The sequence below is a fragment of the Myxococcus qinghaiensis genome, assembly GCF_024198215.1.
Taxonomy (GTDB): domain Bacteria; phylum Myxococcota; class Myxococcia; order Myxococcales; family Myxococcaceae; genus Myxococcus; species Myxococcus qinghaiensis.
This window is the reverse complement of the sequence record NZ_JAKCFA010000003.1, coordinates 428,968-453,569: the sequence shown is the minus strand read 5'-3', so window position 1 is coordinate 453,569 and position 24,602 is coordinate 428,968. Positions and strand designations below refer to the sequence as shown.

General features: G+C 69.2%; 22 protein-coding genes. 19 read left to right on the top strand and 3 right to left on the bottom strand.

Annotated features, from left to right (window positions below; all coding sequences use genetic code 11):
* The first annotated feature begins 1 nt into the window (after position 1).
* Positions 2-889: a phosphatase domain-containing protein gene (locus tag LZ199_RS06910; protein WP_253992845.1), complete on the top strand. Its 888-nt coding sequence runs from the start codon at positions 2-4 to the stop codon at positions 887-889.
* A gap of 173 nt (positions 890-1,062) precedes the next feature.
* Entirely contained in the window at positions 1,063-1,848 is a 786-nt protein-coding gene (locus LZ199_RS06905; RefSeq protein WP_253992983.1) for a hypothetical protein, read from the top strand.
* Between the two features lie 4 nt (positions 1,849-1,852).
* Here LZ199_RS06905 and LZ199_RS06900 read toward each other — a convergent pair whose 3' ends face one another.
* Positions 1,853-3,166, bottom strand: coding sequence for a hypothetical protein (locus tag LZ199_RS06900; RefSeq protein WP_253992844.1), 1,314 nt, complete (start codon positions 3,164-3,166; stop codon positions 1,853-1,855).
* Between the two features lie 352 nt (positions 3,167-3,518).
* Positions 3,519-3,779: a hypothetical protein gene (locus LZ199_RS06895; RefSeq protein WP_253992843.1), complete on the bottom strand. Its 261-nt coding sequence runs from the start codon at positions 3,777-3,779 to the stop codon at positions 3,519-3,521.
* Positions 3,780-3,860: 81 nt separating this feature from the next.
* Between LZ199_RS06895 and LZ199_RS06890 the strand changes: the two genes are divergently transcribed.
* On the top strand, positions 3,861-5,156 hold the full coding sequence (locus tag LZ199_RS06890; RefSeq protein WP_253992842.1) for a hypothetical protein: 1,296 nt from the start codon (positions 3,861-3,863) through the stop codon (positions 5,154-5,156).
* 223 nt (positions 5,157-5,379) lie between these two features.
* Positions 5,380-7,182 carry an acyl-CoA dehydrogenase family protein gene (locus LZ199_RS06885; RefSeq protein WP_253992841.1) on the top strand — a complete coding sequence of 601 codons (1,803 nt, stop codon included), beginning with the start codon at positions 5,380-5,382 and terminating at the stop codon, positions 7,180-7,182.
* Between the two features lie 12 nt (positions 7,183-7,194).
* Here the strand turns inward: LZ199_RS06885 and LZ199_RS06880 are convergent, their stop codons facing one another.
* Positions 7,195-7,902, bottom strand: a complete 708-nt coding sequence (locus LZ199_RS06880; RefSeq protein WP_253992840.1) for a PilZ domain-containing protein — start codon at positions 7,900-7,902, stop codon at positions 7,195-7,197.
* Between the two features lie 264 nt (positions 7,903-8,166).
* Between LZ199_RS06880 and mraZ the strand changes: the two genes are divergently transcribed.
* The 15 genes from mraZ (at position 8,167) to LZ199_RS06805 (ending at position 24,587) form a co-directional block, all read left to right on the top strand.
* Positions 8,167-8,619: a division/cell wall cluster transcriptional repressor MraZ gene (gene mraZ, locus LZ199_RS06875; protein WP_141648205.1), complete on the top strand. Its 453-nt coding sequence runs from the start codon at positions 8,167-8,169 to the stop codon at positions 8,617-8,619.
* 46 nt (positions 8,620-8,665) lie between these two features.
* Complete coding sequence (locus LZ199_RS06870) at positions 8,666-9,052, top strand: STAS domain-containing protein (RefSeq protein ID WP_253992839.1); 387 nt, start codon at positions 8,666-8,668, stop codon at positions 9,050-9,052.
* A gap of 4 nt (positions 9,053-9,056) precedes the next feature.
* Positions 9,057-9,971, top strand: coding sequence for a 16S rRNA (cytosine(1402)-N(4))-methyltransferase RsmH (gene rsmH / locus LZ199_RS06865; RefSeq protein ID WP_253992838.1), 915 nt, complete (start codon positions 9,057-9,059; stop codon positions 9,969-9,971).
* The gene (gene ftsL / locus LZ199_RS06860) at positions 9,968-10,381 is read left to right on the top strand and encodes a cell division protein FtsL (protein ID WP_253992837.1); all 414 of its coding nucleotides are present in this window, start codon (positions 9,968-9,970) and stop codon (positions 10,379-10,381) included. Before rsmH ends, ftsL begins: the two co-directional genes overlap by 4 nt.
* Positions 10,378-12,396 carry a penicillin-binding protein gene (locus LZ199_RS06855; protein ID WP_253992836.1) on the top strand — a complete coding sequence of 673 codons (2,019 nt, stop codon included), beginning with the start codon at positions 10,378-10,380 and terminating at the stop codon, positions 12,394-12,396. Before ftsL ends, LZ199_RS06855 begins: the two co-directional genes overlap by 4 nt.
* A gap of 51 nt (positions 12,397-12,447) precedes the next feature.
* Positions 12,448-13,971, top strand: coding sequence for a UDP-N-acetylmuramoyl-L-alanyl-D-glutamate--2,6-diaminopimelate ligase (locus tag LZ199_RS06850; protein WP_253992835.1), 1,524 nt, complete (start codon positions 12,448-12,450; stop codon positions 13,969-13,971).
* 32 nt (positions 13,972-14,003) lie between these two features.
* Positions 14,004-15,407, top strand: a complete 1,404-nt coding sequence (locus LZ199_RS06845; protein WP_253992834.1) for a UDP-N-acetylmuramoyl-tripeptide--D-alanyl-D-alanine ligase — start codon at positions 14,004-14,006, stop codon at positions 15,405-15,407.
* Entirely contained in the window at positions 15,407-16,585 is a 1,179-nt protein-coding gene (gene mraY / locus LZ199_RS06840) for a phospho-N-acetylmuramoyl-pentapeptide-transferase (protein WP_141648328.1), read from the top strand. Before LZ199_RS06845 ends, mraY begins: the two co-directional genes overlap by 1 nt.
* A 23-nt stretch (positions 16,586-16,608) precedes the next feature.
* Positions 16,609-17,976: a UDP-N-acetylmuramoyl-L-alanine--D-glutamate ligase gene (gene murD / locus LZ199_RS06835; protein ID WP_253992833.1), complete on the top strand. Its 1,368-nt coding sequence runs from the start codon at positions 16,609-16,611 to the stop codon at positions 17,974-17,976.
* Positions 17,977-17,980: 4 nt separating this feature from the next.
* Positions 17,981-19,144 carry a putative lipid II flippase FtsW gene (gene ftsW / locus LZ199_RS06830; RefSeq protein ID WP_253992832.1) on the top strand — a complete coding sequence of 388 codons (1,164 nt, stop codon included), beginning with the start codon at positions 17,981-17,983 and terminating at the stop codon, positions 19,142-19,144.
* Positions 19,141-20,286, top strand: a complete 1,146-nt coding sequence (murG, locus tag LZ199_RS06825; protein WP_253992831.1) for an undecaprenyldiphospho-muramoylpentapeptide beta-N-acetylglucosaminyltransferase — start codon at positions 19,141-19,143, stop codon at positions 20,284-20,286. The genes ftsW and murG overlap by 4 nt, the downstream gene beginning before the upstream one ends.
* Positions 20,283-21,701, top strand: coding sequence for a UDP-N-acetylmuramate--L-alanine ligase (gene murC, locus LZ199_RS06820; protein WP_323389294.1), 1,419 nt, complete (start codon positions 20,283-20,285; stop codon positions 21,699-21,701). Before murG ends, murC begins: the two co-directional genes overlap by 4 nt.
* A gap of 5 nt (positions 21,702-21,706) precedes the next feature.
* Positions 21,707-22,642 carry a UDP-N-acetylmuramate dehydrogenase gene (gene murB, locus LZ199_RS06815; protein ID WP_253992830.1) on the top strand — a complete coding sequence of 312 codons (936 nt, stop codon included), beginning with the start codon at positions 21,707-21,709 and terminating at the stop codon, positions 22,640-22,642.
* Positions 22,639-23,595: a D-alanine--D-alanine ligase gene (locus LZ199_RS06810; protein WP_253992829.1), complete on the top strand. Its 957-nt coding sequence runs from the start codon at positions 22,639-22,641 to the stop codon at positions 23,593-23,595. The genes murB and LZ199_RS06810 overlap by 4 nt, the downstream gene beginning before the upstream one ends.
* Before the next feature lie 137 nt (positions 23,596-23,732).
* Positions 23,733-24,587: a cell division protein FtsQ/DivIB gene (locus LZ199_RS06805; protein ID WP_253992828.1), complete on the top strand. Its 855-nt coding sequence runs from the start codon at positions 23,733-23,735 to the stop codon at positions 24,585-24,587.
* Positions 24,588-24,602: the final 15 nt, after the last annotated feature.

The following is a 24,602-nucleotide window of genomic DNA, read 5'->3' as shown; positions in this document are numbered from 1 at the left end:
CATGCTTCAGGGTCGCGTGCTGAAGGAGGCGCCCTCGGACGGAAGCTCGGCGCTGTCGCGAAACCTGCGGCGGCTGACGGCGCCCAACTGGGAGGGCGCGAAGGTGTCGGTGCGCTTCCAGGGTGTCACCGCCATCGTGACGAGCGGGCATGACGGAGGCTTCGAGGTGACCTTGATGCCGCCGGAGGGGAGCCGCTTCAAGGAGGGCGCCTCCGAAGCGGAGGCGTGGGTGGAGGGCGCCATCGCCAGTGCCCGGGTGGAGGTGCTGCCGGCGACGACGTCGCTGCTGGTAGTCTCCGACTTCGACGACACGGTGGCGGTGACGCAGGTGACGAAGCCGACGAAGCTGGTGCAGACCGCGTTGCTGAAGGACTCGGACACGCAGGAGGTGGTGCCGGGCATGGCCGCGCTCTACGGCTGCATGCGGGGGGGCGGGACGTCGTCGGCGTTCGCGCTGGTGAGCGGCTCGCCGGTGCAATACCTGCCTCGCGTGCGAGGATTCCTGGAGCGGCACCAGTTCCCCGCGGGTTTCGGCGTGTACCTGCGGGACCTGGGCCCTTCGTCGCTGTCCAACTACAAGCAGCCCATCATCCGCCGCCTGCTCACGCAGTTCTCGCAGCCCGTCGTGCTGGTGGGGGACTCGGGCGAGAAGGACCCGGAGGTCTACGCGCAGATTCGCGAGGAGTTCCCGGGGCGGGTGAAGGCCGTGTACATCCGCGACGCGGGCCGCGCGAAGGACACGAAGCGCTTCCAGGACATGGTGCTGTTCAAGGACGCGCGTGAAGCGGCGGAGCACGCCGTCGGCCTGGGGCTGGCGGACGCGGCCTGTGTTTCGAGCGCGCTGCCGAAGCCCGCGCTGCCTGCCACGGCGGGTCCGACGACTCCATGAGGTTCGTGCCGTACGGCCAGGCGGCTCGGGGCTGTGTGAGGCGTCAGTGGGTCGCGGGGGCTCGGGGCTGCGTGGGGCGTGGGTGGGGACCCGCGTGGTTTCGCCTCGTGGCCTCGTGGTGCCTCGATGCGCGGTGGCGAAGCGCGTCCCTGAGGCTTCGAGGCCTCGTGGTGCTGCTGTGTCTGCTGCTCGCGGCGGTGGGCTGTCGCGAGGAGAAGGCAGCGGAGCCGCTGCAATCGCTGAAGCCCGAGCCACTGCCCTCGCTCTCCACGGGGGCAAGCCGAGCGCCCGCGGATGGAGGGCCGAGCGCTCGTCGCGACGTGCCCGTGTATGGCGAGGCCCTTCCGTCCGATGCGCTGCGACTGTTGCTCGCGGGTGAGCAGGTTCGGCTCGGCGAGGAGTCGTTCGAGCCCGCGCGTCCGGAGTCCCTCGCGCGACTCGCAACGAGGGTGAAGGAGCGTGAAGTCCTGCTGGTGCCGGACGCCGACACGTTCCTGGCGCAGGTGTCCGAGCTGCTCGCGATGCTGCGAGACTCCGCGAAGGCGGTGTGGCTGGCGCATCCGGACGCGCCGGTGGCGTATCCGCTGGTCCTTCGCGACGAGGACGGTTTTCGCGCGTGGCTGTCTGAGGTGGCTCCGGGAAAGCTGCGCATCATCCAGCGCGCGGACGGCTTCGAGCTGAGCACCAGCGTGGGCAAGCTCCCCGGGCCTGATGCGAATGGCCCCTCAGTGCCGGTGCGCGAGGGGCGTCAGGACCTGGCGATGCTGCGGCACGGGCTGGGACTGCTCGAAGGACGCTTCAAGCAGTCCGAGGACATCTGCCTCGTCCCTTCGTTCGGCACCGAAGTCTCACAGGCCGCGCGGGCGCTCGGAGCCGTGTACACGGCCCCGAGCGAGCCCTTGTTCGACACGCTGTGCCTCGTCTTCCCGACGCCGCCTCGCGTCGGGGACGGGGGTTGACGCTTCAGGGCTCGAAGCCGAACAGGAAGAGGTCCGATACGCCGCTGGCGGTCCACGTCCGCGAGCCCACCTGGAGCGTGTCGTGGAAGAGACCGAGGACCGCGGCGCGGCCGTCCTTGGAGACGGCGACGGAGCCCTCGTCGAGCCCGGGAGAGCTGCGGTCCAGGCCGCTGGGGAAGCTCTGCACCCAGCGACGCTGGCCCTGGATGCGGTCGAACTTCGCGACGTAGACGTTGGCGGCGCTTGAGGGGTTGCCGGACAGCGGGCCCAGGATGCCCAGGTCCGAGCTGCCCGCCTGATAGCCCCCGACGACGGTGACGCCGTCGCGCTCGTCCATGGCGACGCTCTCGATGTCGAAGCCGAAGTTCCACGCCCAGCGCTCCTCGCCATCCAGCGTCCAGGCGGCGATGAACGCGTCCTGGTTGATGCCGAGGTTGCCGGTGGAGGTGTGGCTCTGTCCGGCGAAGGTGAAGGTGAAGGCGTACGTGCCGACCATCACCACGCGGTTGCCATGGGTGGCCAGGCCGAAGGCGAAGCCCAGCGCGCCGACCAGTCGCCGGCGCCAGCGCGGCTGTCCATCAGGTGAGAGCTTGACGAGGTAGGGCTCCGAGGAGGCCGTGGCCCCCTGCGCATCGCCAGCCACGAAGAAGTTGCCTTCGCTGTCGGCGATGGCGGTCCGGCTGAAGCTCTGGACGGCGTTGGCGTCGACGAAGCGCCACAGCCGGGTGCCCTCGGAGTTGTGCTTGAGGAAGGCGAGCCTGGGGCTGCCTTGTGACGTCACGGTGTAGCCAGCGATGCCGATGTTTCCGTCGCGGTCCATCGCGAGTCCCTGGACGAAGATGTCCGTGGTGGGGATGGGACGCAGCCAGAGCAGGCGGCCGGTAGCGTCGAGCTTCACCAACTGGAAGCCGTCGTCGAACAGGCTGCTGCCAGGACTGACGCCGATGGCCGTGACGAGGATGACGATGTTGCCCTGGGCATCCACCGCGTGACGAAAGCCATAGAGCCCGCTGATGACGCGGATGACAGTCGGCCTGCCTTGAGTGTCATGACGGATGAGCGCGAGGGCCCGGTCCGTCGGACCCCCCGGTGCCTGGATGGGGCCCGCACCCACGTCGATGCTTCCGGTGAAGTTGACGAAGGAGACGAAGCTCCCGTCCTTGCCGGAGACAACTTGTCCGGCCTCGTCCCCAGGGCCGCTGAGCTGATGGGCCCACGAAAGGCCTCCGGCGAAAGGCTCGGCGGCGGTCGCCCGCGCGCTGCCCGCGATGACGCCCACGACGCACAGCCACGACCACACCCGTGTTCCCATTCTCATGACATCCCCCATTCACAGGAGCTGGAGAGGGCTCCTGATTGAAGTGAGGACGCATGGGTAGACATTGTGAATGGCGAGGGCCCGAGCTGGCGCATGCGACTGTCCCGCGCGGCACAATCACGCCAGCGCGACAGCGGGGTAGCCGCATCCCCGCAGCGTTCTCCTTGAGGGGCGGTGTCCGCGAGCCGATGTCTTCGTGAACACGCGCCTGGCGCTGGTGGGGGGACGTCCCCGGTGGGGAACGAGCAACCAATCGAGGCTTCGGGTGCCATCGGAAGGGCGGTCCCTCGCGGACACCCGATGCGGGTAGAGCCACGCGAGGGGGGCGTGGGGGAAAGATGTCCGCTCCCGGTTACCTGAACGCCTTGCGGGAGGATTGCAGCGGGGCATCGCGAAGAGGAGCTTCATTCCAGGTGCCCTCCATCACCACCTCAATGACGCTTCTCCTGGGCACGACATCTTCGAAGAAGTCGAGGTGCTCGACATCTCGACAGCGGACCTGAAGGTCGACCCGGGCAACACGGCGCGACTTCGTCGCCATGCACCGGGAGCAGTGCCGCGCCGACCTGTTCGGCGCATCAACGGCGCGGGGGTGGACTTGTGCGTTCGCCATGTCCGACTCCGGCTCCGTCTTGAACTGGTGCAGTCCATTCGGACCGGGCTTGGGGCCCGGTCTCCTCGCGGAGGTCAATCCATGCGGAATCGGCCGATGTGGTGGTGTGGCGCGGTGGTGACGATGGCGGCCCTGGTGCCGACGGGGGCCCGGGCCTTCGCTGAAGACGTGTGCTACCCGTTGGGCACGGGGACGGTGCAGAACTGCACGAACCTGCCGTCGAGTTGTCCGCTCCGGGAGCCCGTGAGTGCCCGATGCCGGGCCGAGTCCCTGGCCGTGCTGACGAATGCCCCGTCCCAATTCAATGGGGGCCGGAGCGTCGTCCACTCGGACTCCACGTACCTCCTGGCGCGGGCGGTGGGCTTCTCCTTCTCCGATGCGTACTGGATTGCCGCCTACAACGAGGCCACGGACCTGGGCCAGTTCATCCCTCGGGACATCTATGGGGAGCCCGTCCCGGAGGCGGCGGCGCTGACCACCGTCGACATCAGCGGACTGGTGCGCACCAACCTCCAGACAGGCGGCGTCCTCTTCCACTACCTGTCGCCTCGAAGCGGGGGCTCCGCGGTGCCGTTCCCGGATGTGAACGGCCTCAAGCCGGAGGTCAACGACGCGGACACCGAGGGGATGCTCACGCACATCCGTGCCTGGGCGATGGAGGGCACGGGCACCACCGCGCCGTTGTGCACCGCGGGCCTGACCCTGCCGAGCCCAGGCGGGGACCTGTCCACGGGTCCGGCCTGCTACACGGACGACGATGGCGAGTCGGTGACGGTGCGAGGGCTCATCGGACTGATTGGCGTGGCGGAGTCGATTCCCTTCACGCTGGCCACGGGGACGCAGGTGCTGTCCGTGCCTTCCGACGGGAGCACGCCCGTGCTCTCCACGGGGTTCGATGAGTGGGTGGGTGGCACCTCGTCCCATGTGAAGGACGCGCGGCTCGGCATCTATCTGCACGCGCTGGGTGACCGCATCTCCCACCACGTCTGTACGGACCAGGCGGTGGTGGCGGGTCCCAATCCCATCGACGGCGGTTTCCGCGAGGACTTCATCGGCTACGAATGTGGCCAGGGGCTGCATTCCCTGCGGCACCTGTATGAGATTGGCGTCGATTACTCCAAGCTCAGCCCCAAGGACCGCACGACCATCGCCGCGCTCTCCGCCATCTATGACGAGCTGGTGATTTTCGCCCGCGCGAGGGGTGTGCTCCTCGACGTCGCGACGACGCCCGCCTACAAGGCCGCGTTGCTCGAAGGGCAGATGCTTCCCGCCCTCCAGACGAAGGACGTGATGTCCCGGCTCAACCAGCTCAGCGCCACCGCCTGTAGCCGAGGGTGGTCGCCCTTCCCGGGTTCACCGAGCTGCCGAGGGGACTGAGCCGTCACGGACAGCACTGGCACGGCGAGGCCGTTCCGCTCAGCGGAACGGTCGTGTGCCACCTCGGTGCTGCCTGGCGAAATCGCCGGGCTGAACCCGAGAGAAAAGGGCTGGCCTGCTCGCCACTCCTCCTATGATGCGGCGCTTCATAGCTTGCCAAGGATGGGCCGCGTCTCCGCTCGACGGAAAAGCGCGCCCCTCCGCGCATCTTGGGAGGACATCGATGGCCGCAGTGAACGAGCCCACCGCGTCGAAGGAAATTCCCACCGGAGGGGCCTTCCTCTTCCAGGAGGTCGGCACCTCCCGCTTCGTCACGCCGGAGACCTTCACCGAGGAGCAACGCCTCTTCTTCAGGACGGCGCTCCAGTTCAGCCGCGAGCAGGTGCTGCCCCAGGCCGCTCGAATCGAGCACAAGGACAACGCGCTGTTGCGCGAGCTGCTGCGGCACGCGGGAGAGCTGGGCCTGCTCAGCGTGGACATCCCCGAGGCCTACGGCGGCACCGGCCTGGACAAGACCACGTCGCTGTTGCTCGCGGAGGCGATGAGCCTCAACGGCTCCTGGTCCGTGACGTTCGGCGCGCACACGGGCATCGGCTCGCTGCCCATCGTCTGGTTCGGCAACGCGGCCCAGAAGGCGAAGTACCTGCCGAAGCTGGGCACCGGCGAGTGGGTGGCGGCGTACGCCCTCACCGAGCAGGGCAGCGGCAGTGACGCGCTGGGTGCGAAGACGAAGGCGGTGCGCTCGCCGGACGGCAAGCACTGGATTCTCAACGGCTCCAAGCTCTACATCACCAACGCGGCCTTCGCGGACGTCTTCGTGGTCTTCGCCAAGGTGGATGGCGACAAGTTCACCGGCTTCATCGTGGAGAAGGACACCCCGGGCCTCACGGTGGGGCCCGAGGAGCACAAGATGGGCATCCGTGGCTCGTCCACGTGCCCGCTCTACTTCGAGGACGCGCGAGTCCCGGCGGAGAACCTGCTGGGCGAGGTGGGCAAGGGCCACAAGATTGCCTTCAACATCCTCAACTACGGCCGCTTGAAGCTGGGCGCGGGCGTGCTCGGGGGCATGAAGCTCCAGCTCGGCAACGCGCTGCGCTTCGTGCAGGAGCGCAAGCAGTTCGGCACGCCCATCGTCCGCTTCCCGCTGTCGCGCGAGAAGCTGGCCCGCATGGCCGCGCTCATCTACGCGCTGGAGAGCATGACCTACCGCACCACGGGCCTGGTCGACGCGCGCCTTTCCGCCCGCGACAAGTCCGCCCCCGACTACGAGGGCCACTTGCTGGCCGCCGTGGAGGAGTACGCCATCGAGTCCTCCATCATGAAGGTCTATGGCTCGGAGGCCCTGGGCCACGTGGTGGACGACGCGGTGCAGCTGCACGGCGGCGCGGGCTACATCGAGGAGTACCCCGTCGAGCGCGCCTACCGCGACGCGCGCATCAACCGCATCTTCGAGGGCACCAACGAAATCAACCGCATGCTCATCACCGGCATGCTCCTCAAGCGCGCGGTGAAGGGCGACCTGCCGCTGTTCGCCGTGGCGGGCAACGTGGCGGAGGAGCTGGCGCGAGGCGAGAAGCCCCGGGCGCGGACGGACGACGCGCTGGCCCCGCAGGAGGTGGCCGCCGAGGTCGCCAAGCGCCTGGCCCTCCACGGCCTGCGCGTGGCGGCGGAGAAGTTCGGCCCGGAGCTGGAGCAGCACCAGGAGGTGCTCGCCGCGCTCTCCGACGTGGTGATGGACGCCTTCGCCCTGGACTCGCTGGTGACTCGCACCCGCCAGGCCGCGGCCGGTGGCGCGTTGGATCCGCTGCGGGTGGCGCTGGTGCGCCTGTTCGCGTTCGACAGCATCCCTCGCTCCTACGACAGGACGCGCCGCGCGCTGTGCGCGACGCTCCAGGGGGACGCGCTGGAGCAGGAGCTGAAGCGGCTGGCCACGCTGGACATCTTCACGCCCTACAACCCCGCGGAGCTGCGCGAGACGGTGGTGGCCGCCATCGAGTCCGCCGGCGGCTACCCCTTCACGGAGTAGCCCGAGACGTCGTCACGGCATCCGCGTCACGGCGTCCATGCCAAAGCTCACCCGCGCCTTCCAGGGCGCGGGGGGCAGTGACTCCAGCGCGAGCAGCGCGTCCAGCCGCTGCTGCATCGGGGCCCGAAGCCTGCCGAAGGTCGCGCCGAAGCCCGGCGTCGCCTCGGTGGCGTTCTTCCGGGGCACCGACGACGTCCACACCACCTCGCCGTGCAACAGCAGCGAGCCGCCCGTCAGGTCCATCTCCAGCAGGAAGGGCGTGCCCACGCGCACGTGGCGGGGCAGGGTGGGCGCCAGCACCTCCAGCCCCACGCCGCCGCGGGAGATATCCCGGACGAGGAACGTCGGAGACAGGGGCGCGGCCTCCAGCGCGCGCAGGTGCAGCGGGAGCCGGGGAAAGCGCCGCAGTCCCTCCTGCTCCTGGGCGGCGAAGATCCGCTGGAGCACGGCGTCCAGCGCGCTGCGGTCCTCGCTGGCCCCATAGCGCACGGTGACCAGGTAGTTGCGCTCCTCGCGGGGCTCCACCTGCACCACCTCGCCCAGCACCTCCACGGGGCGGGGCACACCTCCGGCATGCAGCTCGAAAGTGAAGCGGGTCCCCAGCGGGAGACTGCGACGCGTCTGGAGCGTGGCGCCACCTTGACCCACGCTGCGCGTGTATTCCCCCACCAGGGACTGCGGGCTCTTGTAGGCCACCTTCAGTCGCACGTTCGTGTTCACGCACCCGTCACTCTGCGCTCTTCCCGCAGGGAGCTCAAGTTTGCCCCCTCCCCACGGGTAGGGCGCCGCGACGCGCCAAACACCTGACCTTCCAGGTGTGACGGGTTGTCTGGATGTCGGGAACCCACTGGCGGCGTGTTCCAACCTGTTGCGCTTTCTTGACCCCCCCTGGGGGGCCGCGTATGAATGCCGCCCGGTAGTGGCAAGAAGTGGGAAGGAGTGGAGCTTCATCCCCTGAAGGGCTGAAAAGGTGGATCATCCCCCGTGTTCCGAGGCGTCTATGAGCACCAGATCGACGCGAAGGGGCGGACCAGCCTCCCGGCGAAGCTCCGGGAGACCTTGGTGGGGGCCTATGACGAGCGGCTCATCATCACCACGGCCCTGGACCGGTGCCTCCACGCCTACCCGGTGCGGGAGTGGGAGGCGCTCGAGGCGTCCCTCGCGCGGCGCAATCCGATGGAGCCCGGGGTGAAGACGCTGATGCGCCTGTACGTGGCCAGCGCTCAGGAGTGCCCGCTGGACAGGCTGGGGCGGCTGCTGATTCCGCCGTCGCTCAGGACGTACGCGGGGCTGGAGAAGGACGTGGTGTGGGCGGGGATGGTGAAGGTGATTGAACTTTGGAGCCGCGAGGGTTGGGCGAAGGCCCAGGAAGAGGCCCGGCAGGAAGCGGCCTCCGCGGACGTGATGAAGGTGCTTTCCGAGCTGCGGCACCAATAGCCGGAAAGTCGACAGAAGGTCGGAGTCCCGAGAGGGTGGCACGCGTATGAATCAGGTTCTGGAGGTGCGGCGGAGGGCGACGAGCGCGCTGGCGGGCGCCGACCGCGTGGAGACGCTCATGCTGGAGGGCGAGCTGAGCGAGCAGGACCTGCTGAAGCTGTGCGACGAGCTCACCCAGCGCATGCACCGGGGCGTGCGTCAGGTGGTGCTGGACCTGTCCGACGTGGGGCACCTCAACTACCGGGGCGTCAAGCCGCTGATGGCCCGCGCCGAGGCGTTCCGCCGCACGGGTGGGGACCTGAAGCTGTCCGGACTGTCGCCGTACCTGGCCGCCATCTTCCGGGCGGCGGGCGCGCACGACGCGTTTGAAATCTACCCGCACATGAACGACGCCCGCGCCGCGTTTTCACTCGCGCGGGCTCCCTTCGTCTGACCGCGTGGGGGACTTGGACTTCCAGCACCAGACCGTCCTTCTGCGTGAAGCGGTGGAACTGCTGCGAGCCGGAGCGGGCAAGGTGATCATCGACGGCACACTGGGGGGTGGTGGCCACACGGAGGCGCTCCTGGCACAGGGCGCGTCCGTGGTGGGCGTGGACCGCGACCCGGTGGCGCTCGCCGCCGCCTCCGCCCGCCTGGGGCCCAACCCCCGCTTCCAGGGCCGCGCCGGCAACTTCGCGGACCTGCCCCGCGTGGCCGCGGAGCTGCTCCCGGTGGACGGCGTGCTGGTGGACCTGGGCGTCTCCTCCCCGCAGCTCGACGTGGCCGAGCGCGGCTTCTCCTTCATGAAGGACGGCCCGCTGGACATGCGCATGGGCCCGGACGGCCCCACGGCCGCGGAGCTCATCGCGTCCACGGACGAGTCGGAGCTGGCGCTCATCCTCAAGGAGTACGGCGAGGAGCCCTTCGCCCGGCCCATCGCCCGCGAGCTCAAGCGCGCGCTGCCCACGCGCACGCTGGAGGCCGCCGAAGTCGTGAAGCGCGCGGTGCCTCGCAAGGCGTGGCCCACGCGGATCCACGTCGCCACCCGGACCTTCCAGGCGCTGCGCATGGCGGTGAACCAGGAACTGGAGGCGCTGGACTCGCTCCTGGCCGCGCTGCCCGCGCTGCTCAAGGTCGGCGGCCGCGCCGCGGTCATCTCCTTCCACTCGCTGGAGGACCGCAAGGTGAAGGAGGGCTTCCGCACGCTGGAGGGCCGCTGCACCTGTCCTCCGGGCATGCCCATCTGCGTCTGCTCCAGCGTGGGCGACTTCACCGTGGTGACGAAGAAGGCCGTGGCCGCCTCGGACGAAGAGATTTCGGCCAACCCCCGCTCTCGAAGCGCGCACCTGCGCGTGGTGGAGAAAGTGCGATGAGCAAGGCGTCGTCCTCCCAGCGTGGCTCCGTGTCGGTGACGGGGGTGCTGTTGCACCTGTTGCCCGCCGTCCTCCTGTTCTCCCTCTTCGCTGCCGTGGGCATGCTCCACGTCACCAGCCGGGTGATGGTGGTGGACATGGGCTACCGGCTGTCCCGCGCGGAGGCGGAGAGCCGCTCGCTCACGCGGGAGAATGACCGGCTCAAGCTGGAGCTGGCCACGCTCAAGGCGCCGGGTCGGCTGGAGCGCGTGGCGCGCGAGCAGCTGGGCATGACGATGCCCGCCGGTAGCGCGGTGGTGTCGCTGTCCGCGGAGAAGCCCGCGCGTAGCAGCGCCTCGGCTTCCGCTCCGTCCCCGTCGCAGGACAAGCCCGGCGTACGCGTGGCGGGCCGCGGAGGTTCGGGCCGGTGAGGGACTTCAAGGCGACACGGGCCCCGGAGTCCAACGCGAAGGGACTGAAGCTGCGCGTGCAGCTGCTGTTCAGCCTCTTCCTGTTGCTCCTGGGCGTCGCCTTCGGTCGCGCCGTGCAGCTCCAGGTCTTCGAGCAGGAGAAGCTGCGCGGAATGGCGCAGGACCAGTACGTCCGCCAGATTGAGATTCCCGCCCGCCGGGGCGACATCTTCGACCGGCGCGGCACGCCGCTCGCCCAGAGCGTGGAGGTGGACTCCATCTGGGTGGACCCCTCCATGCTGCCCGACGTGCGTCAGGCCGCGCGCTCGCTGGCCAAGGCGCTGAAGGTGGACCCGGACGAGCTGGGGGCCCGCCTGGCGCGCTCCAAGCGCTTCGCCTGGGTGAAGCGCCAGGCCAAGCCCCAGGAGGTCGCCGCGGTGAAGGCGCTGGGCCTGCCCGGCATGGGCTTCACCAAGGAGCCCAAGCGCTTCTATCCGCAGCGCGAGCTGGGCGCCCACGTCGTGGGCATGGTGGGCATGGACGGCAAGGGCCTGGAGGGCCTGGAGCTGGCCTTCGAGGACGAGCTGTCCGGGCAGAACTCCCGAATGTCGGGCTTCCGCGACGCCAAGGGCCGCAAGCTGCTGGTGCAGGGCGCGTTGGATCCGCTGGAGCGCCAGGGCGCCGCCGTCACGCTGACCCTGGACCGGCATCTCCAGTACGTCGCGGAGAAGTCCCTGGCCAAGGCGGTGGAGGAGGCCAAGGGCGTCGCCGGCATGGTGGTGGCCCTGGATCCGAAGACGGGGGAGATATTGGCGCTGGCCAACCACCCCCGCTTCAACCCCAACACCCCGGAGAGCATCACCCGCGGCACGGTGCGCAACCGGGGCGCGCTGGACACCTTCGAGCCCGGCTCCACCACCAAGCCCTTCGTGGTGGCCACGGCGCTGGAGGAGAAGGCCATCACCGAGGAGAGCGTCTTCTTCTGTGAGAACGGCGCCTGGCGCGTGGGCCGCCACACCATCAACGATACGCACCCCTACGGCTGGACGGCGCCCCGGGGCATCCTCCAGGTCTCCTCCAACATCTGCATGGCCAAGATCGCCCAGGTGCTGGGCCGCGAGAAGATGGTGGCCGGCTACCATGCCTTCGGCTTCGCCGAGCGCACGGGCCTGGCCCTTCCCGGCGAGGGCCGGGGGGTCATCCCCTTTCCCAAGGCGGAGGTCTCCCTGGCCACCCAGTCCTTCGGGCAGGGCATGACGGCCACCGCCGTGCAGATTGCCGCGGCCTATGGTGCGCTGGCCAACGATGGCGTGCTGATGCGGCCCTACCTCGTGACGAAGGTGGTGGACCCCGACGGGGTAGTGCTGCTTGAGAATCGCCCCACCGAGGTCCGCCGGGCGGTTTCCGCGAAGGTGGCCAATCAGGTGGTGAGCATGCTCGAAAGCGTGGTGGTCAAGGGAGGCACCGCGCCCAAGGCCGCCATGGAGGAGTACCGGGTCGCCGGCAAGACGGGAACGGCCCAGAAGGCGGATCCGGTGGCTCGGGGCTACTCGGACAAGCGGATTGCCTCCTTTGTCGGCATGGTGCCGGCCGAGGATCCGCGCATTGTCATCCTCGTGGTGGTGGACGAACCCAAGACAGACGTGTACGGGGGGCTCGTGGCTGCCCCTGCTTTCAAGGAAATTGCGACCGCTGCCATGGCCCACCTGGCCGTGCCCCCGTCTCGGACGGTGGCACCCGGGGTGGCCATGGCCGCCGCATCCCCCGTGCCTGTCGCGGCGAAGCCGGTGGCGAAGGCCACCGAGCCCGCTCGGCCGGCGTTGGAGGAGGCGGTTTCGGAGAGCCCTGAGCCCGGCACGGTGCGTGTGCCGGACGTCCAGGGTGCCGGAGGTCGCGAGGCCGTGGTGAAGCTGCTCGCCGCGGCTCTCGAGCCACAAGTACTGGGCAGTGGACGTGTGGTGTCTCAAACCCCCGCCGCCGGCTCGCTGGTGGAGAAGGGGGCCCGGGTGACGCTGGAGCTCGCGACGCGGCAATGAGGCCGCGCTCGTTCCAGGCCCCGCGCTTGCAATGCGTGTGAAGGGGAAGAGATGAAGCTGACGGATGTCCTCGCAGGGTGTGGTGCCGAGCAGACCTCGGGTGGTCGTTCCGCGGTCGACGTCACCGGTGTGACCCAGGACTCGCGGCATGTGAAGCCTGGCGACTTGTTCATCGCCATTCCCGGCACCAAGGAGGATGGTGCCCAGTTCATCGGGGAGGCCGTGTCACGCGGAGCCGTGGCGGTGGTCTCCGAGAAGCCAGTGCCCTCCTCGCAGGTGCCCTTCTTCAAGGTGGGCAGCGCGCGCAAGGCGCTGGCCCTCATCGCCGCGAACTTCCATGGGCGTCCGGCCGACAAGCTGACGTTGCTGGCTGTCACCGGCACCAATGGGAAGACGACGACGTCGTTCCTGCTGGAGGCAATGGGCGCGGCGGCCTACGTGTCCACGGGTGTCATCGGCACGTTGGGCTACAAGTTCGGGGGCAAGACGGTGGAGACGGCCAACACGACGCCGGATCCGCTGGAGTTGCACCGCATCTTCAAGGAGATGGTGGACGCGGGTGTGGAGACGGTGGTGATGGAGGTGTCAAGCCATGCGCTCGCGCAGGAGCGCGTGCACGGGTTGACCTTCAAGGCCGCGGGCTTCAGCAACTTGAGCCGCGACCACCTCGACTACCACAAGGACATGGAGGACTACTTCCAGGCCAAGCGGAAGCTCTTCGCGGAGAACCTGTCCGCCACGGGCGTGGCCGTGGTGAACGGCGACGACACGTACGCCAGCCGCATCTACAACGAGCAGCGCGGCCAGAAGCGCATGGCGTGGAAGTTCAGCCGCACCGGCAACGGTGAGATTTCGGCCTCGGACGTCACCTTCACGCTGGCCGGCATCACCGGCACGCTGAAGACGCCCTCGGGCGATATCTCCCTGAAGAGCAAGCTCTTGGGGCCCCACAACCTGGAGAACATCCTCCTGGCGGTGGGCATCGGCATCGGCGCGGGCTTCTCGCGCGCCGACGTGAAGGTCGGCATCGAGCGGATGACGCCGGTGGCCGGCCGCATGGAGCGCGTGGAGAACTACGGCCCCGCCGGGGCGCCCGCCGTGTTCGTGGACTACGCGCACACCGACGACGCGCTCAAGCGCGCGCTGGAGGCCGCGCGCGCCATGGCCAAGGGCCGCGTCATCACGGTCTTCGGCTGCGGAGGCGACCGTGACAAGGGCAAGCGTCCGCTGATGGGCGCGGTGGCGGCGGAGGCCGCGGACCTGACGGTCATCACCAGCGACAACCCGCGCACGGAGGACCCGGAGGAGATCATCAGCCAGGTGACGTCGGGCGTGGAGAAGGGCGGCCTGCGCCGCATCTCCGCGAACAAGGCGAAGTCGGGCGAGAAGGGCTACCTCGTGGAGGCGGACCGTCGCACCGCCATCGAGCAGGCCATTGCACTGGCGGGCGCGGACGACGTCGTCCTCATCGCGGGCAAGGGCCACGAGACCTACCAGCAGGTGGGCAAGGAGAAGCTCAGCTTCGATGACCGCCAGGCCGCCGCCAAGGCGCTGGCGAGCCGCACCGCCGGCTGAGAAGGCTCGCGGACGGGACGCCCCACACCCCTATGGCAGCTCGATTCAGCGACGAAGAGGTGGTGCAGGCGACGGGGGCGACCCGGCTCGGAAGTCCCGGGCCGGCCGCCTTCGAGGCCGTCTGCACCGACACGAGGGCACTCACCCCGGGGTGCCTCTTCGTGGCGCTGGTGGGTGAGCGCTTCGACGCCCACGGCTTCGTGGACGTCGCGGCGAAGGGTGGGGCGGCCGGCGCGGTGGTGGGGCGGGGCCGTGCCCTGCCCGCGCTACCGGAGGGCTTCACGCTCTACGAGGTCGACGACACGCTGATGGCGTTGGGGGCCCTGGGCCGCCACCACCGTCAGCGCTTCCGCATTCCCATCTGCGCGGTGGGCGGCTCCAACGGGAAGACGACCACCAAGGAGATGGTGGGCGCCATCCTCGCCACGCGCGGGCCGGCGCTGAAGACGGAGGGCAACTTCAACAACGAAGTCGGTGTCCCCCTGACGCTGTTCCGGCTGGAGCCCCAGCACGTGGCGGCGGTCATCGAGGTGGGGATGAACCGGCCTGGCGAAATCCAGCGGCTCACCCGGGTGGTGCGGCCGGACGCGGGGGTCATCACCGTCGTCCAACCCGAGCACCTGGAGGGGCTGGGCAGCCTGCAGGGCGTGGCGGACGCGGAAGGGGAGATGTTCCAGGAGATGGGACATGGGACCACGATTGTGGTCAACGCGGACGACGCGCTCATCCCCGCGCAGGCGGAGCGCAGTGAAGCGAACCGGCTGACCTTCGGCCGCGCGGACGGCTCGGACGTGCGGCTGGTGTCGGTGGAGACGAAGGGCCGCGACGGCATGGTGGCCACGGTGCGCCACCTGGGCCGGGAGTGGCCGGTGCGGCTGAACTTCATCGGGCCGCACAACGCGCAGAACGCGACGGCGGCCTTCGCGGTGGCGCTGGCGCTGGGCTACACGGCGGAGGAGTGTGTGAAGGGGCTGGAGGCGGCCAGGCCGTACGCGCGGCGCCTCAACGTGGTGGACGGACTGGGTGGCGTGACGGTGATTGACGACTGCTACAACGCGAACCCCGCCTCCATGGACGCGGCACTGGAGACGCTGGGCACGCTGGTGACGCCTGGGGGCCGCGCGGTGGCGGTGCTGGGCGACATGCTGGAGCTGGGCCCGGGCGAGTTCGAGGAGCACGCGCGGCTGGGCGGGCAGGTGGCGGGCAAGGCGGCGCTGGTGGCCTTCTTCGGCCCGCGCTCCAAAGAGGGTTTCAAGCACGCGGGGCTGGGTGAGTCCGCGGCGCATTTCACGGAGGTGGAGCCCCTGGTGGCGTGGTTGACGCCGAGGCTTCGCCCTCACGACGTGGTGCTGGTGAAGGCAAGCCGCGGAATGCGGCTGGAGCGGGTGGTGGCCGCATTGACGGGCACGACCGCGTCCTCCGGAGGAAACCACTAGTGCTGTATCTGCTCTACGAGCTCATCCAGAACACGGAAGCGGGGCGGGTTCTCAACTTCCTGCGCTACCCCACCTTCCGCATCATCGCCGCCGGGGTCTTCGCGCTCGTGCTGGGCATGCTGATTGGCCCGCGCCTCATCGCGAGGCTGCGGCTGAAGCAGCACGGACAGAGCAACGTCCGCGAGGACACGCCGGACTCGCACCAGAAGAAGAAGGGCACGCCCACCATGGGTGGCGCGCTCATCCTCATCTGCATCGCCGCGGGCACGCTGCTGTTCGCGGACCTGAAGAGCCGCGCCGTCTGGGTGGTGCTGCTGCTGACGTTCGGCTACGGCTTCATCGGCTTCCTGGATGACTGGCTCAAGCTGTCCAAGCGCAACTCCAAGGGCCTGGCGGGGCGCAAGAAGATGGTGCTGCAGACCGTCTTCTTCCTCATCGCCGTCTTTGGCTTGCTGACGACGTGGACGCAGCCGGACGGCTCATTCGGCCCCACGCTGCTCATCAACACGCGGCTGACGCTGCCGTTCATCCCGTCCCACTGGTTCAACCTGGACCTGGGCTGGTTCTACGTCGTCTTCGCGTGGATCGTCATCGTGGGCACGTCCAACGCGGTGAACCTCACCGACGGCCTGGACGGGCTCGCGATTGTCCCCACCATCGTCTCCGCGATTACCTTCGCGGTGCTCTGCTACGTCGCGGGCACCACGCTGAGCATCGCGGACTCGGTGACGGTGGGTGGCACGACGAAGCTGGTGGCCACGCCGCTGTGGCAGTACCTGGGCATCCTCCAGGTGCCGGGCGGCGCGGAGCTGGCCGTGTTCTGCGCGGCCATCGTCGGCGCGGGCATCTCGTTCCTCTGGTTCAACACGTATCCGGCCTCCGTGTTCATGGGGGACATCGGCTCGCTGGCGCTGGGTGGCGCCCTGGGCGGGCTGGCGGTGCTGTCCAAGAACGAGGTGGTGTCCGCCATCATCCACGGCATCTTCTTCGCGGAGGCGCTGAGCGTGATGATTCAGGTGGCCTCCTTCAAGATGACCGGCAAGCGCGTGTTCAAGATGGCGCCGGTGCACCACCACTTCGAGCTCAAGGGGCTGGCCGAGCCGAAGATCATCGTCCGTTTCTGGATCGTCTCCATCCTCTGTGGTGGCGTGGCGCTCCTGTCGCTCAAGCTGCGCTGATTCTCCCCAGGGGTGGAACATCCATGACGTTCGCGCTGTCCGGGCAGAAGGTGTTGGTGTACGGGCTGGCGAAGAGTGGCGTGGCGGCGCTGCGCCTCTTGTCCCAGCGGGGCGCGAGCGTGACGGCGCTGGATGCTCGCAGCGAGGACGCGCTGGGCGACGTAGCCCGCGAGGTGAAATCGCTGGGCGCCACGCTCGTCACCGACCCCGCGACGCCGGGCCTCTTGGAGTCGCAGGCGCTGGTGGTGGTGAGCCCGGGCGTGCCGCTGGCCCTGCCGGAGCTGCGCGCCGCCGCCGCCGCGGGCGTGCCCATCTGGGGCGAGGTGGAGCTGGCGTGGCGCTTCCTGGAGTCGGTGCCGCTGTTTGGAATCACGGGCACCAACGGCAAGAGCACCACCACGGCGCTCACCGGGGAGCTGTTCCTCCAGGGCAGGAAGCGCACCTTCGTCGGCGGCAACCTGGGCCGGCCCTTCAGCGAGGCCGCGCTGACGCCCGGTGACTGGGACGCGCTGGTGGTGGAGCTGTCCAGCTTCCAACTCGAGGGCATCCAGACGCTGCGCCCGCGCGGCGCCGCCATCCTCAACCTCACGGCGGACCACATCGACCGGTACGCGAATCATGGCGCGTACGGCGAGGCCAAGGCCCGCATCTTCCACCACCAGCGAGAGGGTGACTTCGCGGTGGTGAACGCGGACGACGCGGACGTGCTCGCGCTGGCGCGACAGTCGCGAGTGCCCGTGTACGGCTTCAGCCTCACCGGCAAGCCGGTGGTGGACGCGCCGAAGCTCGCGGGGCTGGCGGTGGCGGAGGAGGGCGGCTTCCGGCTGGACTTCCAGGGCGAGCGGTACCGGCTCAACAACCGCGCGCTGCGAGGGGCCCACAACGCGCAGAACGCGATGGCGGCGGCGCTGCTGGCGCGGCTGGGCGGCGTGTCGGCCGACGCGGTGCAAGTGGGGCTGGACAGCTACCCGGGCCTGCCGCACCGGCTGGAGAGCGTGCGGGTGCTGGACGGGGTGGAGTGGGTGAACGACTCGAAGGCCACGAACGTGGACTCGGTGCTCGTCGCGCTGCGCGCGTTCCAGGACGGGCTGTGGCTGATTGCCGGTGGCAAGGGCAAGGGCGCGCCGTACGCGCCCATGGTGGAGGCGGGGCGGGGCAAGGTGAAGGGCGTGCTGACCATCGGCGCGGACGCGGAGCTGCTCGCCCGGGCGTACGAGGGGCAGGCGGCGGTGCATGCGTGCGGCACGCTGGCGGCCGCGGTGGCGAAGGCGCGTGAGCTGTCGAAGGCGGGTGACACGGTGCTGCTGTCGCCCGCATGTGCGTCGTACGATCAGTTCAAGAACTTCGAGGACCGGGGCGACAGTTTCAAGCGCCTGGTCGGAGCGCTGTGACGGCATGAAGACCTCTCCTCCGTCGAATGCTCCCGTGCGGTTCGACCCCATCCTCCTGTGCGCCGTGCTCGGCCTCGTGACGATGGGCCTGGTGATGGTGTACTCGGCGAGCGCGGTGCTGGCGCAGGACAAGCTCGGCGACAGCCTCTACTTCTTCAAGCGACAGGTCACCGCGGCGGGTATCGGCCTGGTGGCGATGGCCGTGGCGATGAAGCTGGGCTGGCGCAAGCTGGCGCGCTGGGCGTATCCGCTGCTGCTCGCGGCGATTGTCCTGCTGGTGCTGGTGGCCATCCCCGGCATCGGCTCCACGGCGGGGGGCGCGCGGCGCTGGATCCGGCTGCCGGGCTTCAGCCTCCAGCCCGCCGAGGTCGCCAAGTTCGCGTGGGTCGTCTACCTGTCCTACTCGCTGGCGAAGAAGCGCGAGAAGGTGGCGACGTTCTCCGTGGGCTTCGTCCCGCACCTGGCGCTGTGCGGCATCCTGGTGATGCTTTGCATGCTCCAGCCCGACTTCGGCAGCAGCGTGCTGCTGGTGTTCATGCTGTTCGTGCTGCTGTTCGCCGCCGGCGCGAAGCTGAGCTACCTGGTCGGCTCCATCCTGCTCGCGCTGCCCATGGCCTACGTGGCCATTGCCTCCAGCCCGTACCGCATGAAGCGCATCCTGGCCTTCCTGGACCCGTGGGCGCACCGGCACGACGTGGGCTACCAGGTCGCCGAGTCCCTCATGTCCATCGGCTCCGGCGGCGTGGTGGGCCTGGGGCTGGGCGACGGGCGGCAGAAGCTCTTCTTCCTGCCGGAAGCGCACACCGACTTCATCTTCTCCATCCTCGGTGAGGAGACGGGGTTGATTGGCGTGGGCGTGCTCGTCTCGCTCTACGGCCTCGTCCTGTGGCGCGGCGTGCGCGCCAGCCTGGCGGCGGGAGAGACCTTCGGCACGTACCTGGGGCTGGGCTTCACCTCCATCATCGCCTTCCAGGCCACGGTGAACATGTGCGTGGCCATGGGGCTGCTGCCGACCAAGGGGCTGACGCTGCCGTTCGTCTCGTACGGCGGCACGTCGCTGGTAGTGCTGATGGGCGCGGCGGGCGTGCTCTTGTCGCTGAGCGCCAGTGCGCAGGGAGCGCCTCGGAGCGCGCGTGCGGGTTCGGACTTGAGGGAGGTGGCGGCGTGAAGGTGCTCATCGCGGGGGGCGGCACCGGGGGTCATCTCTTCCCGGGCATCGCCCTGGCGGAAGAGGTGGTGACGCGTCACCACGCCAACGAAGTCGTCTTCGTGGGGACGGAGCGGGGCCTGGAGGCGCGCGTCGTTCCGCGCGAGGGCTATCCGCTGGAGCTGGTGAAGGTGCAGGGCTTGAAGGGCAAGGGCTTCTTCTCGCTCATCAAGGCGCTCGTCGCGCTGCCGCTGGCCTTCATCGAGTCGTTCCGCATCCTCGCCCGGCAGAAGCCGGACGTGGTGGTGGGCGTGGGCGGCTACGCGAGCGGCCCCGTCGTCCTGGCCGCGTGGCTGATGGGCATCCCCACCGCCATCCAGGAGCAGAACGCGCTGCCGGGCCTCACCAACAAGCTGCTGGGCAAGGTGGTGCGCGTGGTCTTCATCGCCTTCGATGAAGCGCGGCGCTTCTTCCCGGAGAAGAAGGTGCAGCTCATCGGCAACCCCATCCGCCGCAAGCTGATGGACAACTACCTGCGCAGTCATGTGGCGCACGAGAACTTCTCGGTGCTCGTCTTCGGCGGCAGCCTGGGCGCGCGCGGCATCAACCAGCGGATGTTGGAGGCGCTCGACTCGCTGGGCGACTTGAAGGAAGGCCTGCGCTTCGTGCACCAGACGGGGAAGAACGACCTGGAGACGGTGCGCAAGGGCTACGCGGACAAGGGCTTCCACGCGGACGTGGTGGAGTTCATCGACGACATGTCGAGCGCGTACGCGATGGCGGACCTGGTCATCTGTCGCGCCGGTGCCACCACGCTGGCGGAGCTGACGGTGTGCAAGAAGGCGAGCATCCTGATTCCCTTCCCGCATGCCACGGATGACCACCAGACGGTGAACGCGCGGGCGCTGGTGGAGGCGGGCGCGGCGCTGATGTTCCAGGAGTCGGAGCTGACGGGGGCGAAGCTGGCGGAGACGCTGCGGGCGCTGAAGTCGGAGCCCGGGCGGCTCAAGGGCATGGAGAAGAAGGCGGCGCTGCTGGGCCGTCCCGAGGCGGCGAAGGAGCTGGCGGACGTGTGTGTGGACCTGATGGTGCAGACCTGGGGCCCCACGGGCCGCGAGCGTCCCACCCCCGAGGCGAAGACGGCACCCAGGAGCAAGTCGTGACGAAGAACAAGCCGCAGAGCCTCTTCAAGACGCGGCACGCCGCGCAGGTGCACTTCGTGGGCATCGGCGGCATCGGCATGAGCGGCATCGCCGAGGTGCTCCTCAACCTGGGCTACCGGGTGTCCGGCTCCGACTTGAAGGAGAGCGACATCACCCGGCGCCTGACGCGCATGGGCGCCACCATCTTCGAGGGCCACAAGGCGCAGAACCTCGTGCAGGCGGACGTGGTGGTGATTTCGTCCGCGGTGCGCAAGGACAACCCGGAGGTCGTCACCGCGCGCCAGCGGAAGATTCCCGTCATCCCTCGCGCGGAGATGCTCGCGGAGTTGATGCGGCTGAAGTACTCCGTCGCCGTCGCGGGCAGCCACGGCAAGACGACGACGACGTCCATGGTGGCCACGGTGCTGAGCGCGGCGGGCCTGGACCCGACAGCGGTGGTGGGCGGCAAGGTGAACGTGCTCGACTCCAACGCCAAGCTCGGCAAGAGCGAGCTGATGGTGGTGGAGGCGGACGAGAGCGACGGCAGCTTCCTCAAGCTGCACCCGTCCATCGCCATCGTCACGAACATCGACCCGGAGCACATGGACCACTACGGCTCGCTGGAGGTGCTCCAGACGGCCTTCGTGGAGTTCTGCAACCGGGTGCCCTTCTACGGCCTCAACGTGTTGTGCCTGGACAACCCCAACGTCCAGGCGCTCCTGCCGCGCATCGAGAAGCGCTTCGTCACCTACGGCAGCTCGCACATGGCGGACTACCGCCTGGAGAGCATCGCCCTGGACGGCTTCACGACGACGTTCCATGCGTTCCGCCGCGAGGAGGACCTGGGTGAGTTCCGCGTGCGCATGGTGGGCGCGCACAACGCCTTCAACGCGCTGGCCGTCATCGCCGTGGCGGAGGAGATGGATATCCCCCTGGAGACGGTGCGCACCGCGCTGGCCGAGTTCGGCGGCGTGCAGCGGCGCTTCACCGTGAAGGGCGAGGCCAAGGGCATCACCGTGGTGGACGACTACGCGCACCACCCCACGGAGGTGCTGGCCACGCTGGCGGGCGCCCGGCGCGCCTTCGGTCGCCGCGTGGTGGTGGCCTTCCAGCCGCACCGCTACACGCGCACGCACGACTTGCTGAAGGAGTTCACCACGTCGTTCAACGACGCGGACGTGCTCTTCGTCACCAACGTCTACGCGGCCGGCGAGGAGCCGATTCCCGGCGCCACCGGTGACGCGCTGGCGGAGGCCATCCGCGCGCACGGCCACCGCGACGTGACGTTCGTCCCCAAGCGCACGGACCTGCCGGCGGCGCTGCTTCCCCGGCTTCGCGAAGGGGACCTGGTGCTGACGCTCGGCGCGGGTGACATCACCCACGTGGGGCCCGACCTGCTCGGCCTGCTCGGCAACGCGGCTCCGGCGAAGGGCTAGCCGACATGGTGGAAGCGGGCGTGAAGACGGCGCTGGCGGCTCGCGTGGAGGGGCTGCCGGACTGCGAAGTGAAGGCCGGCGAGCCTCTGGCTCCGCTCATCAGCGTCCGGGTGGGCGGCGCGGCGGAGGCGCTGGTGCGTCCACGCACGCCCGATGCGCTCGTGGCCTTGCTGAAGCTCGCCAGGGACGAAGGCGCGCCCGTGAGCATCCTCGGCGGTGGCGCCAATACGCTGGTGGGCGACGGCGGCGTGGCGGGGGTCACGGTGAAGCTGCCCGGGGACCTCTTCCCTGAACTCATCGAGGTGGGGCCCGAGGACGGGCTCGTTACCTTGGGGGCGGGCGCGGCCATCGTGAAGCTCGTCAACGTGATGCGCGGCCAGGGACTGGTGGGCGCGGAGTTCCTCGCAGGCATCCCCGGGACGCTCGGTGGCGCGGTGGCGATGAACGCGGGCACCAAGAACGGCGAGGCGTTTCGCGTCATCGAAGCGGTGGAGGTCGCCTCGCCTGATGGGGTGGGGTGGCTGAAGAAGGCGCAGATACCGCATGCGTACCGGCACTCGGAGCTGCCGCCCGGGGGCGTGGTGACGCGGGTTCGCTTCCGGTTGCCCAAGGGCGATGTCGCGGCCTCCAAGGTCGCCATGGACGCGGACCTGGGCTACCGCAAGCGGACGCAGCCCTTGAGCCAGCCCAACTTCGGCAGCGTCTTCACCAATCCGCCCGGAGACCATGCCGGGCGGCTGATTGAGCTCGTGGGCCTCAAGGGGCACACGCTAGGGCGGGCGCAGATTTCGACGCTGCACGCCAACTGGATTGTCAACCTGGGCGGGGCCACCGCCCGGGACGTGCTGGGGCTCATCACGCTGATGCGGACGCGTGTACAAGAGCACTCCGGTGTCGACATGAAACCCGAAGTCAAACGCGTGGGAGAGTTCCTGCCATGACAGCGAATCGCGGCGCCTTCTCGAAGGACGAACTCAAGAACAAGCGCGTGGGGGTGCTGTACGGCGGCCTGTCGTCCGAGCGCGAGGTGTCCCTGCGCACCGGCGCCGCCGTGGCCGGCGCGCTGCGCTCGCTGGGCTACGACGTGGTGGACATCGACGTGGGCAAGGACCTGCCCGCGCGCCTAATCGCGGAGAAGGTGGACGTGGCGTGGCTGGCCGTGCATGGCCGCTACGGCGAGGACGGCAGCCTCCAGGGCCTGCTGGAGTCCATGTTCATCCCCTACACCGGCAGCGGCGTGCTCGCGTCGGCGATGGCCATGGACAAGGTCTACGCCAAGCTCGTCTTCATCGCGCAGGGCATCCCCACGCCGGCCTACCGCGCCTTCGCCGACGAGGCCTCCGCGCTGGCGGCGGGGGACTCGCTGGGGTTCGGCTTCCCGGTGGTGGTGAAGCCCAGCCGCGAGGGCAGCAGCGTGGGCGTGCACATCTGCAAGGCGCGCGCGGACTACGACGCCGCCGTGAAGGACGCCGCGAAGTATGCGGGCACCCTCCTGGTGGAGCAGTTCGTCAAGGGAAGAGAAGTGCAAGGTGGAGTGCTGGACGATGAGGCCCTGGGCGTCATCGAGGTCCGCGCCGCCCGCGAGTTCTACGACTACGATGCCAAGTACAAGGCGGGCACGGGAACGCAGTACCTCTTCCCCGCACCCCTGCCTCCGGATCAGTATGCGCGGGTCAACGAGGTGTGCCTGGGCGCGCACCGGGCCCTGGGCTGTGCGGGGGCATCGCGCTCGGACGTCATCGTCACGGACGGAGGCGATGTGTTCTTGCTGGAAACCAACACGCTGCCGGGCATGACGGCCACCAGCCTCCTGCCCAAGATTGCCGCGGGACGTGGTATCGACTTCCCGGCCCTGTGCGAGCGCCTGTTGCAAGGCGCATGTCTCAAGGCCTGAAACAGCCTTCCCCCTCTTGAATCCCCCTCGAAGTCCCGGCCCCTCGTGGGGTTGGGGCGCTACAGCGACGTCGCTGTAGCCAAAAACTGGCGTGGAGATCCATCCGCGCGCAGCATGGGTCCCAGCGTTCCCACACCATGGCCTTCGGTCGAAGCAAAAATCGCCGCCGTCAAGACACTGCCCAGCGAAATGAGGCCGTGAAGAGCGTCGTGCGCTCGCAGGGCCCGGGCGTGGTGAAGGTGGTGGCGCTGACGCTGGTGACGGGGCTGTTGGTGTGGGGCGGGGTGGAGCTGCGCCGGTGGGCGCTGGTGTCGCCCCGGTTCGAGCTGGCGGCGGTGTCCTTCTCCGGCCTGCAGCGCGCATCGCGCGTGGAGCTGCTGCGGCTGGCGGCTTTGACGAAGGGTCAGAACCTCTGGACGTTGGAGGTAGGGGCGTTGGAGCGGGCCATGCTCCAGCACCCGTGGGTGAAGAAGGTGGAGGTGACGCGGCGCTTCCCGAACCGCGTCTCAGTGGAGGTGTCCGAGCACGTCCCGGAGGCGCTGGCGGTGATGGGGGAGCTGTACGTGCTGGACGAAGAGGGCGAGCCCTTCAAGCGGGTGACGCCGGGGGACGGGCTGGATTTGCCGCTCGTCACCGGGGTGGACCGCGAGGGCTACGTGACGGACCCCGCCGTGGCGCGCCAGCGGTTCCAGGCGGCGCTCGAGGTGGCGCGGGCGTACGCGAAGGAGTCGCCGGGCAAGCCGGAGCGGCTGTCCGAGGTGCGGATGGATGGGCGGGACGTGACGCTGGTGGCCGCTTCCGGACAGGAAGTGCGCCTAGGCGAAGGGAATTCCGAGGTCAAGCTGCAGCGGTTGGGCCGTGTCCGGCGCGAACTGGGCGCCAGGGGGCTTGCAGCGGAGATCATTCACCTGGATAACCGGGCCCGGCCCGGTTGGGTGGCGGTGAAGCTTTCGAGCCCCGTGTCCGAGAGGAACGGGAGCGCGAGGCAGTAAGAGGACGCCCCTTTC

Coding starts and splice junctions, on each gene's coding strand:
- LZ199_RS06890 (WP_253992842.1), top strand. CDS start 3,861: ATGCGGAATCGGCCGATGTGGTGGTGTGGCGCGGTGGTGACGATGGCG.
- LZ199_RS06845 (WP_253992834.1), top strand. CDS start 14,004: ATGGCAGCTCGATTCAGCGACGAAGAGGTGGTGCAGGCGACGGGGGCG.
- LZ199_RS06810 (WP_253992829.1), top strand. CDS start 22,639: ATGACAGCGAATCGCGGCGCCTTCTCGAAGGACGAACTCAAGAACAAG.
- LZ199_RS06910 (WP_253992845.1), top strand. CDS start 2: ATGCTTCAGGGTCGCGTGCTGAAGGAGGCGCCCTCGGACGGAAGCTCG.
- murB (WP_253992830.1), top strand. CDS start 21,707: ATGGTGGAAGCGGGCGTGAAGACGGCGCTGGCGGCTCGCGTGGAGGGG.
- ftsW (WP_253992832.1), top strand. CDS start 17,981: ATGAAGACCTCTCCTCCGTCGAATGCTCCCGTGCGGTTCGACCCCATC.
- LZ199_RS06900 (WP_253992844.1), bottom strand. CDS start 3,166: ATGAGAATGGGAACACGGGTGTGGTCGTGGCTGTGCGTCGTGGGCGTC.
- LZ199_RS06805 (WP_253992828.1), top strand. CDS start 23,733: ATGGCCTTCGGTCGAAGCAAAAATCGCCGCCGTCAAGACACTGCCCAG.
- murD (WP_253992833.1), top strand. CDS start 16,609: ATGACGTTCGCGCTGTCCGGGCAGAAGGTGTTGGTGTACGGGCTGGCG.
- LZ199_RS06895 (WP_253992843.1), bottom strand. CDS start 3,779: ATGGCGAACGCACAAGTCCACCCCCGCGCCGTTGATGCGCCGAACAGG.
- LZ199_RS06870 (WP_253992839.1), top strand. CDS start 8,666: ATGAATCAGGTTCTGGAGGTGCGGCGGAGGGCGACGAGCGCGCTGGCG.
- LZ199_RS06885 (WP_253992841.1), top strand. CDS start 5,380: ATGGCCGCAGTGAACGAGCCCACCGCGTCGAAGGAAATTCCCACCGGA.
- LZ199_RS06850 (WP_253992835.1), top strand. CDS start 12,448: ATGAAGCTGACGGATGTCCTCGCAGGGTGTGGTGCCGAGCAGACCTCG.
- ftsL (WP_253992837.1), top strand. CDS start 9,968: ATGAGCAAGGCGTCGTCCTCCCAGCGTGGCTCCGTGTCGGTGACGGGG.